The organism is Vibrio sp. ZF 223 (genome assembly GCF_003050585.1).
Taxonomy (GTDB): domain Bacteria; phylum Pseudomonadota; class Gammaproteobacteria; order Enterobacterales; family Vibrionaceae; genus Vibrio; species Vibrio crassostreae.
The window spans coordinates 935,745-947,975 of record NZ_PIGB01000001.1 but is presented as its reverse complement, the minus strand read 5'-3'; the positions used below and the strand labels follow the sequence as shown (position 1 = coordinate 947,975).

At 46.4% G+C, this 12,231-nt stretch carries 11 protein-coding genes; 3 read left to right on the top strand and 8 right to left on the bottom strand.

Going from position 1 to position 12,231, the window contains the following annotated elements:
• Positions 1-70: 70 nt before the first annotated feature.
• The 6 genes from CWO13_RS03990 to gcl form a co-directional block, all read right to left on the bottom strand.
• Entirely contained in the window at positions 71-1,507 is a 1,437-nt protein-coding gene (locus CWO13_RS03990) for an amidohydrolase (RefSeq protein ID WP_108082562.1), read from the bottom strand.
• Between the two features lie 259 nt (positions 1,508-1,766).
• On the bottom strand, positions 1,767-2,375 hold the full coding sequence (locus tag CWO13_RS03985) for a TetR/AcrR family transcriptional regulator (RefSeq protein WP_102530223.1): 609 nt from the start codon (positions 2,373-2,375) through the stop codon (positions 1,767-1,769).
• Positions 2,376-2,538: 163 nt separating this feature from the next.
• Positions 2,539-3,849: a glycerate kinase type-2 family protein gene (locus CWO13_RS03980; RefSeq protein WP_108082561.1), complete on the bottom strand. Its 1,311-nt coding sequence runs from the start codon at positions 3,847-3,849 to the stop codon at positions 2,539-2,541.
• Positions 3,850-4,109: 260 nt separating this feature from the next.
• Complete coding sequence (locus CWO13_RS03975; RefSeq protein ID WP_057622798.1) at positions 4,110-5,006, bottom strand: 2-hydroxy-3-oxopropionate reductase; 897 nt, start codon at positions 5,004-5,006, stop codon at positions 4,110-4,112.
• A 37-nt stretch (positions 5,007-5,043) separates the two neighbouring features.
• Positions 5,044-5,820 (bottom strand): hydroxypyruvate isomerase, encoded by a 777-nt coding sequence (gene hyi, locus CWO13_RS03970; protein ID WP_102431571.1) that lies wholly within the window; start codon positions 5,818-5,820, stop codon positions 5,044-5,046.
• Between the two features lie 116 nt (positions 5,821-5,936).
• Positions 5,937-7,709, bottom strand: a complete 1,773-nt coding sequence (gcl, locus tag CWO13_RS03965; RefSeq protein ID WP_081229031.1) for a glyoxylate carboligase — start codon at positions 7,707-7,709, stop codon at positions 5,937-5,939.
• 313 nt (positions 7,710-8,022) lie between these two features.
• Between gcl and aceB the strand changes: the two genes are divergently transcribed.
• Both aceB and CWO13_RS03955 read left to right on the top strand, forming a co-directional pair.
• A complete protein-coding gene (aceB, locus tag CWO13_RS03960; RefSeq protein ID WP_102479869.1) occupies positions 8,023-9,648 on the top strand; it encodes a malate synthase A in 1,626 nt (541 codons plus the stop codon).
• Between the two features lie 101 nt (positions 9,649-9,749).
• A complete protein-coding gene (locus CWO13_RS03955) occupies positions 9,750-10,190 on the top strand; it encodes a GlcG/HbpS family heme-binding protein (protein ID WP_008220964.1) in 441 nt (146 codons plus the stop codon).
• Positions 10,191-10,277: 87 nt separating this feature from the next.
• Here CWO13_RS03955 and CWO13_RS03950 read toward each other — a convergent pair whose 3' ends face one another.
• Entirely contained in the window at positions 10,278-10,715 is a 438-nt protein-coding gene (locus CWO13_RS03950) for a DoxX family protein (RefSeq protein ID WP_102433251.1), read from the bottom strand.
• 206 nt (positions 10,716-10,921) lie between these two features.
• On the opposite strand from CWO13_RS03950, the gene CWO13_RS03945 reads away from it, so the two are divergent.
• The gene (locus CWO13_RS03945) at positions 10,922-11,827 is read left to right on the top strand and encodes a LysR family transcriptional regulator (RefSeq protein ID WP_108082560.1); all 906 of its coding nucleotides are present in this window, start codon (positions 10,922-10,924) and stop codon (positions 11,825-11,827) included.
• Positions 11,828-11,857: 30 nt separating this feature from the next.
• Here the strand turns inward: CWO13_RS03945 and CWO13_RS03940 are convergent, their stop codons facing one another.
• A complete protein-coding gene (locus CWO13_RS03940) occupies positions 11,858-12,160 on the bottom strand; it encodes a hypothetical protein (protein WP_102433253.1) in 303 nt (100 codons plus the stop codon).
• Between the last annotated feature and the right edge of the window lie 71 nt (positions 12,161-12,231).

Here is a 12,231-nt window from a genome sequence, read left to right as displayed (position 1 = left end):
TAGCCATAAAAAGGCCGACATCTTGTCGGCCTTTTTGGTTTTATTCGATTAACTACTTAGCGTTTGGAGTCTAATCCATCAAGCTCTTCGACTTAATCGCTTTCTTAGAAAGTTCTTTGGCAAAGGCTTTAATATCAGCTTCAAACTCATCGACGCTTTCGCGGATTTCATCCAGTTGAACGGTTTGCATCACTCGGTTTTCCATTACGATTTGGCCGTTAACGATGGTCGTGTCGATATTGCTTGGATTCGCTTGATAAACCAGTGTCGCATATGGGTCGTAGTTTGGCATCATGTTCGCCGATTGTGTCTCTACAATCACGATATCCGCTTTTTTACCTGCTTCAAGAGAACCGATTTGGTCTTCCATGTGTAGGGCTTTTGCGCCACCTAATGTCGCCATCTCAATCACTTGTTCAGGAATCATGATGGTGCGGTCAGAATGCTTTAAACGTTGCATGTTTGCGGCGTAACTTAGGGTACGCATGATATCTACTTGGTTAGAGCTCATTGGGCCATCTGTTCCCAAGCCGATTCGCATATCAGCACGGTACATATCCCACGCAGGTGCAATTCCCGTCGCGCCTTTAGCATTCGCCATTGGGTTATATGAGATACCTGCATCGGCTTGTTTCAATAGCTTTTGGTCGTTCTCTGAAAGGTGGATACCGTGCGCAATCACTACTCGCTCATCCAGCACACCAATTTCATCCATGTATTCAACTGGCGATGTCGCTTTGGTTTCATCTTTGATGCGCTTTTCTTCATTCGGGAATTCAGCGACGTGAATCAACACGGGCACATCGTATTGAGCCGACAGCTTATTGATTTCTTGCAGCTTGTCTTTGCTCACTGTGTACACCGCGTGTGGTGCATAAGCGGGTGTGATTAACTCATCGTTTTTGTACTGCTCGATAAAACCTTTGGCATATTCAATTCCGCCATAAGGTTCTTTAGCATCGACCACTGGGAACTTAATCACCGTCTCGCCAAGCACTGCACGCAGGCCAACTTCTTTGGTCGCCTTGGCCATTTCGTCCATGTGGTAATACATGTCGGCATAAGTAGTTACACCGCTTTGTGCCAATTCAATAGAGCCAAGCTTAGTCGCATTGTAAATCAGTTCACGACTCAGCTTTTCTGCTTCTAGAGGAAAGAAGTAAGCGAACAAGCGGTTCGAAATACCCTCTTCGCCTAAGCCACGAAACGCAATCATAGGTAAATGGTTGTGCGCATTCACCATGCCCGGCATAACGATCCCATCTTGAGCATCAATCACCTTTTCAGCACGGTACTGAGTAATCAAATCCTCATTGCCCACCGCGATGATCTGGTCGTCTTTTACCACTACCACACCATCTTCAATCACATCCATTTCAGAGTTGATTGTTAGAACCTGTCCATTGGTTATGATCAGATCGGCGTTGTATGTTTGCGTCGCGACTGTCGAACCACAGCCTGCCAGTAGAACTGCGCTGATGGTGCATGCCAAGCTTTTAAGCGTCATTGCTAAACCTTAATGTTGTGCGTGTAATAAATATAGAAGTCTAATATTAGCTTCTAGCTTTGATAAAAATGACGGAATTGAATTTTTGCCGATACTATAACGCTAACTTTAAATAAAATGGCATACCTAATCGAGCCAAATTCAAGATAAATAAGTTATTGCACAACAGGTCACAAAAGTAGCTTTGCACATATGCTCACTCAAATGCACAAACAAAAAAGGCCCGCAATCGCAGACCTAAATAAACCTTCAAATACCGTTAGCTTTTCACACCGCAACCTTTAATCACTAACTGGGTGATAAACTCAGCGGCTTCTTCGTAGTCTTTATCATCGAGCTGCTCTTTCTGCATTACACTGCAAATCTGCCATCCAAAGTCGGCGTAAGTTTGAGTGGCCGCCCAAATGGTAAACATCAAGTGGTGTGCGGGGACATCGTCCATTAGACCTTGCGCCGACCAAGTTGAGAACTTATCGAGGATCATCTGGGATTGTTTATACAGCTCGTCACCGATCTCTTTTGGTAACACTTTCGCGCCAGACATCACTTCATTGGCAAACACTTTAGAGGCGTGTGGATGGTCGCGAGAAATGATCAGCTTGGTTTGAATATACTGAGACAAGGCTTCAACAGGATCGCTGAGTTCTTCAATCGGACGAGACGCTTCTAGTAAGGGCTGAGTGACGGTTTCAAGCACAGCGTTGTAGAGCTTATCTTTAGAGCTGAAATAATAGAATACGTTAGGTTTGGGAATGTCGGCCGCTTTTGCGATATCGGCCATTTTTGTTGCGGCATAACCATGAGTGGCGAATTGTTCACACGCGACTTCGATGATTAAATCTTGATTCTTTTGTCTGATCCTAGACATATTGCATCCTTTACAGCTCGTTACTCAAATCATAGTAATCAACGTGCTTCATTAGTCCAGAAGATAATTACAGAACTCAAGGTCACAGCATTGATAACAATAAAATGGTCGCTCTATTTGTTAAGAAGCGACCATTCCATACCCTGCGTTTGAGCTGTCCAAATTAAAGAATCAATATCGCTCTGAAGTCATTCACGTTAGTCAACGTCGGGCCCGTGGTAAGAAGCACATCGACTTGCTTGAAGAAATCGTAACTGTTGTTGGCATCGAGGTAGTCTTGCGCTTTAAGCGACAGGCTCGAACCTTGTTGCCATGTTTGAGGTATAATCCACGCGCCCGCATTGTCTTCCACACCATCAATCCCGTCGGTATCGGCAGCCAATGCAAATATATTGTCTTGGCCTTTGAGCTCGTTATATAGGCTCAACAAGAACTCACAGTTACGCCCACCGCGACCATTGCCTTTAACGGTTACTGTGGTTTCGCCACCAGAAAGTATCACGCAAGGCGCCTCAAATGGATGCTTATGATTAGCCACTTGCTTAGCCAGCGCAGCGTGAACCTTCGCGACATCTCGCGCTTCCCCCTCTATGCAATCACTCAACACATAAGCCGGAATGCCCAAGCCTTCAGCTTCTGCAGCAGCGGATTCCAATGCCGACATTGGTGTGGCGATAATATGGTGCTCGGCGTTTTTCCAACACGCGTCATCTGGTTTCACGGTTTCTGATTCTGGGTTGTTCAACCATTCAAATGCCGAAGGTGGTGTTTCAATTCGATAACGTTCCAGTATTGCCATCGCATCAAAGCGGGTGGTGGTGTCTGGTACGGTTGGGCCCGATGCAATCACACTGATGTCATCGCCCGGCACATCTGAAATCGCCAATGAGACGACTCTTGCTGGGTAAGCGGCCTTTGCTAGTCGCCCACCTTTGATTGACGATAAATGCTTACGCACACAGTTCATCTCATCAATAGCCGCGCCAGATTTAAGCAGTGCTTTATTGATTTGTTGCTTCTCTGCCAAGCTGATGTCACCACCGGGCAGACTTAACAAAGCAGAGCCGCCGCCAGACAATAGGCAAATAACCGTATCGTCAGCGCTCAAGTCACTCACCAATTGCAGCATACGTTGGCTTACTTCTAAGCCCATCGCATCCGGAACTGGGTGCGCCGCTTCAATCACCTCAATATGTTCGCAAGGGGCGGTGTGCTCATAACGAGTCACCACCAGGCCTTCAAGGTCACGCAACGCAAGGTCTTGTTGTTTCTTTGCCTGCCAAACCGCTTCAAGCTCAGCTGCCATTGATGCGGCCGCTTTTCCTGCTCCTATCACCAAAGTACGCCCGGCTTGATTAGCAGAGCGATAAAAAATGTCTTGAGGAAGAAAAGGTTCGATGTGATTTTTAGGTAGCGCCTGATTAACAGCACTTGAGAAAAGGGTTTGTAGAAACTGCTTAGCATCAATGTCCATCAGCCACTCCTTAGTTGACGGAGAAAAAAAGAACCCCGATACAAGGCCAAAGGGTGCCTGCTAAGATCAAGTTGGAAAGGAACAACTTCAACCTCTGCCTCATATCAGGAACGCGTATAAAAGGAGACGAAACTACGCGATTTATAAACAAACTGTTTGAAACTGGTGGGCTAGCTCATCGATGTGCTGTCGAGGAGTAAAGTAGATTCACTATTCGACATTACATGCGATGCCAGCCCGTATTCATCATTAAAACGAGGTTAACGAATCGAGTGGTCAGAACGCTTCTCTATTGCTTGGATAAGTGCAGAGTGGTCCCAGCCTTCACCGCCCATTTCGGCACACTCGCCAAACAACTCTTGAGCATTAGCCGTATTTGGCAGTGCAACCCCTAGCTCTTGTGCGCCCGTTAGCGCAAGGTTAAGGTCTTTCTGGTGTAGTGAGATTCTAAAGCCAGGGTCGAATGTGCCTTCAACCATACGCTCGCCGTGCACTTCCAGGATCTTAGAGTTGGCAAAGCCGCCCAATAGTGCCTGACGTACACGTGCTGGATCAGCACCGGCTTTTGAGGCAAATACTAAGGCTTCGGATACCGCTTCAATATTTAGAGCAACGATGATCTGGTTGGCAACCTTACACGTTTGGCCAGCACCGTTATCACCCACCAGCGTGATGTTTTTACCCATGGTTTCAAATAGCGGACGTGCTTTATCAAAGGCGTCTTGCTCACCACCAACCATGATAGTCAGCGCTGCATTAATAGCGCCGACTTCGCCACCTGATACCGGAGCATCTAGGTATGACGCGCCACCTTCGTTGATTCGTGCGGCAATCGCTTTGGTCGCGATTGGCGAGATTGAACTCATATCGATAACCAATTTTCCAGCTGCGCCACTCGCCATTAGGCCTTGCTCGACACCGTTCTCACCAAACAGGACATCTTCCACTTGAGGCGTATTAGGCACCATTAGGATAATGACATCCGCCGCCTCTGCCGCTTCTGCTGGTGAGTGGTAGACCGTTGCGCCCGCTGCCACAAGATCGGCAGGTGCTGCATTAAAGTGATCCGACAGAATCAATTCATGACCCGCTTTTTGAAGGTTACTCGCCATAGGTTTACCCATGATGCCAGTTCCGATAAATGCAATTTTAGACATGTTGTTCTCCTTAACGTTTGAGGGTTACCAGACGCAATTAACGGTACTGGTGCAGCCAACCAAGGCCTTCTGTCGTTGTCGTTTTAGGTTTGTATTCGCAGCCAACCCAGCCCTGATAGCCAAGCTCATCAAGGTAGTTAATTACGAATGGGTAGTTGATTTCTCCGGTACCCGGTTCGTGTCGACCTGGATTATCAGCCAGCTGCACGTGTGCGATTTGGCCAATGTTCTGCTGCATGGTCGGCGTTAAATCGCCTTCCATAATTTGCATGTGATAAATATCGTATTGGATAGAAAGGTTATCGCTCCCTACCTCTTTGATGATCGCTTTGGCTTGCTCAGTCGTGTTCAAGAAGAAGCCCGGAATATCACGGGTATTGATCGCTTCTATCACTAGACTGATACCTTCTGCTGCTAGCGCGTTCGCCGCGTAATGCAGGTTAATCACAAACGCTGATTGAGCGTCTTGTTGAGTGACGCCTTGCGGAACAATCCCGGCCAAGCAATTCACTTGAGTACAACCCAGTGCTTTTGCGTAAGCGATGGCTTTAGGTACACCCGCTTGAAACTCTTCAACGCGTGCAGGGTCGACCGCGATACCACGGTCGCCAGCATCCCAATCACCCGCGGGCAGGTTAAATAGCACTTGCTCTAGGTTATTAGCGTCGAGCTCTTGTTTAATCTCATCGGCATCAAAGGCGTAAGGGAAAAGGTATTCGACACCTTGAAAGCCCGCTTCTGCGGCGGCTTCAAAGCGATCCATAAAATCGACTTCCGTGAATAACATCGACAAGTTTGCAGCAAATTTTGCCATGACTCTGTCCTTATTCTTTATCTGTAAAAATCTGGTTGTTTGTAGTAAAGCCTCGCTCTATCGGAGGCTTTCCGTAGGGCTAAACCTCAGCTCTACGGATACACATTACTTAATGATTACTTGTACGCCAGCGCCGTTGGAGCATCGCCGCGGCTTTCGGCAAGCGGTTCAAATTCATTGATGGCATTGATCTCAACGCCCATCGCAATGTTGGTTACTCGCTCAAGAATCAGCTCAACAACAACCGGGACCTTATGCTTGTTCATCAGCTCTTTGGCTTGCTCAAACGCAGCGGCAATTTGCTCTGGTTCACGAACTCGAATCGCCTTACAACCTAGGCCTTCAACAACTGCGACATGGTCTACCCCGTAGCCTTCAAGCTCTGGTGCGTTCTGGTTATCAAACGCCAGTTGTACACAATAATCGATATCAAATTGGCGCTGCGCTTGGCGAATCAAACCTAGGTAAGAGTTGTTCACCAGTACATGGATGTATGGCAGGTTGAACTGAGCACCTACCGCCAGTTCTTCGATCATGAATTGGAAATCATAATCACCAGAGATAGCGACGATATCGCGATTTGGATCAGCCGCTCGGACACCCAATGCTGCTGGTGTTGTCCAACCTAGCGGGCCAGCTTGACCACAGTTGATCCAGTTACGCGGCTTATAAACATGCAGGAACTGAGCGGCAGCGATTTGCGACAAACCAATGGTGCTCACATAACAAGTGTCACGACCAAATGCCTTGTTCATCTCTTCATAAACACGCATCGGTTTCATTGGTGCTTCATCAAAATTGGTTTTACGCAGCATGGTCGACTTGCGTTCCTGACACTCACTTGCCCAAGCATTTCGGTTTGGCAGCTTGCCAGCATCACGCCACTCTTGCGCCACTTCAACCATTAACTCTAGTGCTGCCTTCGCATCAGAGACAATGCCTAAGTCAGGACAAAACACGCGGCCGATTTGGGTCGGTTCAATATCGACATGTACGAACTTGCGCCCTTCGGTATAAACATCGACAGAGCCTGTATGACGGTTAGCCCAGCGGTTACCAACGCCAAACACAAAGTCAGAGTTAAGCATGGTTTCGTTACCGTAACGGTGGGAAGTTTGTAGCCCTACCATGCCCGCCATTAAGTCATGATCATCTGGGATAGAGCCCCAGCCCATCAAGGTTGGAATCACTGGTACGCCTGTGATTTCAGCAAACTGCTGCAGCAGCTCAGATGCGCCAGCGTTAATCACACCACCACCGGACACAATCAGCGGTTTTTCCGATTGAGACATCATGGTTAATGCTTTCTCAACCTGCGCACGTGTTGCTTGTGGCTTATAAGGTTCAAGCGGCTCATAGGTATCGATATCAAACTCAATCTCAGCCAGCTGAACATCAATCGGTAGATCAATCAGGATTGGACCCGGGCGACCCGAACGCATTAAATGAAAGGCTTTTTGAAATGCGCGTGGCACTTGTGCAGGTTCCAGCACCGTGGTTGCCCACTTAGTCACTGGCTTAGCGATAGATTCAATGTCGACCGCTTGGAAATCCTCTTTATGAAGACGAGCACGTGGCGCTTGGCCTGTGATGCAGAGAATTGGAATCGAATCTGCAGACGCAGAATAAAGCCCCGTGATCATGTCCGTTCCCGCTGGACCAGAGGTACCAATACACACACCTATATTTCCTTGACTGGTACGTGTGTACCCTTCAGCCATATGGGATGCACCCTCTACGTGGCGAGCTAAGACGTGATCGATTCCTCCGAGCTTTTTCATAGCCGCATACATAGGGTTTATTGCTGCGCCGGGAACACCAAATGCGATGTCTACTCCTTCACGTTTAAGCACTTCTACCGCTGCTTCAATCGCTTTCATAATTGCCATTCTAACCTCCAGTTCAGATTGTATACAATTAAACTAACTTTTGTGTACTATGAACCATCCTCGCTATTTATCAACCCCAAAATGAAACAATTTTATTACATCACACTGCCACTTTGAGTAAGCATCAACCCTGAAAAGCTTACAATTCATTACTTTACATAAAATATCTTTACGTAAAAATAAATTCTAAAAAGACCAAATGATAAATAAATGTTAAATACCCTTTGCTTGTTTACAATTTATGCAATATAAATATCCTTAAAAAGAGTATTTTGTATACAAAGTTGCATCGTATTGTTCAAAGGAGACAACAATGATGAATGACGTAAAAGAGAGAGAAGAAGTACAATGTATGCAGGTACTCGGGAATATGGACAACCCCGAGTACAAAGAGATCTTGTCTAAAGATGCATTAAAATTCTTAGAAGCTCTCGTCAATAAGTTTGGAGATCGCCGTCATGCCCTGCTAAGTGACCGCGACATAAAACAAGCTCAATATGACGAGGGAGAGCTACCCAATTTCAGAAAAGACACCATTTCCATTCGCCAGAATAAAGAGTGGAAAGTGGCAACGCCGCCGCCAGAATTGCTGGATCGCCGAGTAGAGATCACCGGGCCTATCGAAAGAAAGATGGTGATCAACGCGCTAAACTCAGGCGCGAAAGTCTTCATGTGCTGCTTTGAAGATGCGTCTTCTCCTACTTGGGCCAACATGGTCGAAGGGCAAATCAACCTAAGAGATGCCAACCTTGGCACCATTAGTTATTTCGATGAGAAGAAGCAGAAGCGTTACCAATTAAACGACGATCCTGCACTGCTGATCGCACGCCCACGAGGGATCCACCTTCCTGAGCAATCCATCCAATTCAACAATCAGCCTATCGGCGGTTGCTTGATGGACTTCGCCTTGTACTTTTTCCACAACTATCAATCACGTGCACAACAAGGCTTAGGCGTTTACTACTACATTCCAAAGCTAGAAAGCATGGAAGAAGCACAATGGTGGGACGATATTTTCAGCTTCACCGAAAACTATTTCCATGTACCCAAAGGCACCATTCGCGCGACAGTATTGATCGAAACGCTACCAGCCGTATTCCAAATGGAAGAGATCTTGTACGCAATGCGTGATCACATCGTTGCGATGAACTGTGGCCGTTGGGATTACATCTTCAGCTATATCAAAACGCTGAAGAACCATAAAGACCGCATCCTGCCAGATCGTCATGGGATCGGCATGGATCAAGAATTCCTTAACGCTTACAGCCAACTGTTGGTACGCACTTGTCATGCTCGCGGCGCACTGGCGATGGGTGGTATGTCAGCCTTTATTCCAGCAAAAGATCCGCAAGAAATGGCGCGTGTGACTGCCAAGGTAATCGAAGATAAACAAAGAGAGTCTCAAAACGGCCACGATGGCACATGGGTCGCGCACCCTGCGCTGGTTGATTTGGCAATGTCGATATTCGATAAGCACCTCGATGGTAAAGTAAACCAAATGGATTTCCAAAGCCCAGAGCATGTAATCAATGCAGACTTATTGCTGAAACCTTGTGAAGGTAGCCGCGATGAAGCGGGCGTTCGTAAGAATATCCGCATCGCGCTGTATTACATCGAAGCTTGGATCCAAGGCTACGGCTGTGTACCTATCTACGGCCTTATGGAAGATGCCGCAACCGCTGAGATCTCAAGAGCCAATATCTGGCAGTGGATCCACCACGGGGTAACACTCGATGATGGCCAAACCTTTACCAAACAATTGTTCCACTCTTGGCTTTACCAAGAGCTAGACACGATAAAACATGAAGTCGGAGACTCGCGTTATACAGCAGGTCGATTTGAAGAGACAGCCGATCTTTTCTATCAACTTTCTACAGCCGAAGAGTTCGCCGCCTTCCTAACTTTACCCAGCTATGGGCTATTACAAGAGTCCAGTTAGGACTCTTGTACCGAACTGAATCAGTCGATGATATCCACAACAAGAGTAATGATTGGCTGACTTAGCTTGGTACACGGCCCCTTGAAAAACTAGGAGATAACATGGGAAGTTTGACTCTACAACAAGCGTTAACCATCATTGATGGCACCTTAAAAGCAGGAAACAAGATCCACACTGAGCCTTTGACGGTCGCCGTCTTAGACAGCGGTGGCAAGCTGATTTCTTTGCAACGTCAAGACGGCTCTAGCATGATGCGACCAGACATCGCGATTGCTAAAGCGTGGGGGGCACTCGCACTGGGCTGTTCCTCTAGAAAGCTCGCCCAAGATGCTGACAACAGGCCTGCATTTATCTCCGCCGTAAACGTACTCGCACACGGAAACATGGTGCCAGTGCCAGGGGGCCTACTGATTCGAGATAAGGATAAAACGGTACTGGGCGCGATTGGGGTCAGCGGTGACATTTCAGACATCGACGAGAGCTGCGCCATTAATGGTATTGGTTGCGCAGAGCTGTTCAGTGACGAGATGCTACAAGCTTAATTCACTGTACTTGAATTTCTTAAACAGGAACAAAAAGCCGAAGCTATTAGGCTTCGGTTTTTTTATTCATACGTTGCGCCAACAACGCTAACGAACAAACGCCACTAAGCGCGCCCATTTAGCGTCTTCCTTCAATTTATTAGACAGCCAGTAATCAACACTAAACGATCCCGCGCCAAGTACCGCTAACGCTAGATACCCACCAGCAACAGAGACGTTTTTGTAGAAGTGAATCATTTGCCCCGATGAACTTGGGTCGAAGTGAAACATAACACCAGAAACCAAAGAGAAAAGCGCAATCGAGAACGCTGTAAAGCGAGTCATACACCCAGCTAGAATCGCAAGCCCACCACCGAGTTCAAGCAAGATAACCAAAGGCAACAAGTGAGCGCTGACTCCTTGAGAAGCCATGTATCCCGCCGTTCCTTCATAGCTAAATAGCTTTCCCCAACCCGCTTGAATAAACAAGTAAGCCAATAAAATACGAGCGAAAAAAGTCAGTGTGTCGTTCAATCTAGTGTTCATAGTTCTAAGCCTTGATAAGTTTCATTGCCGATAGGTTATTCGGCTTAGCATTAAGATGATAACGAGAAAAATAGAACAACTTGTTTAAAATTTTAGTAGACATACTTGCATACAAATTACTGGCTAAATCCGAAGATTCAACAACCTCAATGCTGATACCATTGGCTTAAATTCATTGAAACACTTGTCCCATTTTTATTGATTTTATGAAGACTTTGAAGAAAACACGGCCGCTCGATACTTTACAAATATTGGATGTTCTACAACGTGAAGGGACTTACTCGTCAGCCTCTGCGCACCTCAATCGATCCGTATCTGCATTAAGCTATCAGATTCAAAAGTTGGAAGACGAACTCGGTATCTTGATCTTAGATCGATCAGGGCACAGAGCCGTGTTTACTCAAGTCGGTAAAATGTTGGTGGAAAATGGTCGACAATTGCTAACGGGATCAGATGAACTCATAACCCAAATACAACGTTTCTCAAGTGGTTGGGAAAGCGAACTGTTTGTTTCTTATGACGGTATTATCGGGCAAGACATTGCGTTATCACTAATCGCTGATATGGCAACGGAGTGCAGCACGCAACTGTATGTCCAAGAGGATATTTTGTCAGGAGGCTGGGAGGCGTTAACCACAGGAAAAGCAGATATTCTTATCTCATCGATGCCCAATATCGAGCTACCGAATACCGTGAACAGTAAAACCATCGGCAGGGTAGAAATGATCTGGGTGGCCGCAAAAAATGCACCCATTTTAGACGAGAAAAATCCACTAAGTGAATCAACACGACGTGAACACACAATCATCGCAGTTGCAGATACCGCTAAGTCAGCGCCTAAAATCACCAAGAATATCTTGCTGAATCAAAAAACCAGTACGGTCAGTTCAATGAGTAGTAAGTTGACGGCAATTCAACGTAATCTTGGTATTGGCACTCTACCCAAGCAATTAATAACATCCGAGTTAGAAGACGGAAGTTTAGTGGAAATTGGCCACGCAAGAACCGTTGATATCGTGCTCGCGTGGCAAATAGGCAATATGGGGAATGCAAAAACACTCGCTTTGAAAAAGTTAGAAAAGTGCTGGAGAGCATCAGCTCAAATTCACTAGGCCTATCCCCTATCCGGGCACTCTAGATATCTATTTATCTCTTCCAATGAATCGGCTTTGTTGAATACTCTCACCGTCGGGATTCGTTACTTTAAACTGGTAAACTCTCGGGATATTACCTTTGTAGAAAAATGCTCGTCCATTCTCAGTTGTTTCTTGTACTTGTTGGCCTCGAATGTTGGTGGTCACTTGAGCATTAGCAAGGCGTTTACCATCTTGGTAAGCCGTCACCACCACTCCATTATGTTGCTCGAAAATCGACATTTTCAACTCGGCATGAGATGCAAATGAGGCTGCGAACAGTGCTGTGCTAAGGGCAAATTTAAATTTCATTTCAGTAATCTCTGTATTGTGGGAATATGAGAAATATACGGATGGGGACTCTCTATTGATAACGGGAAGTC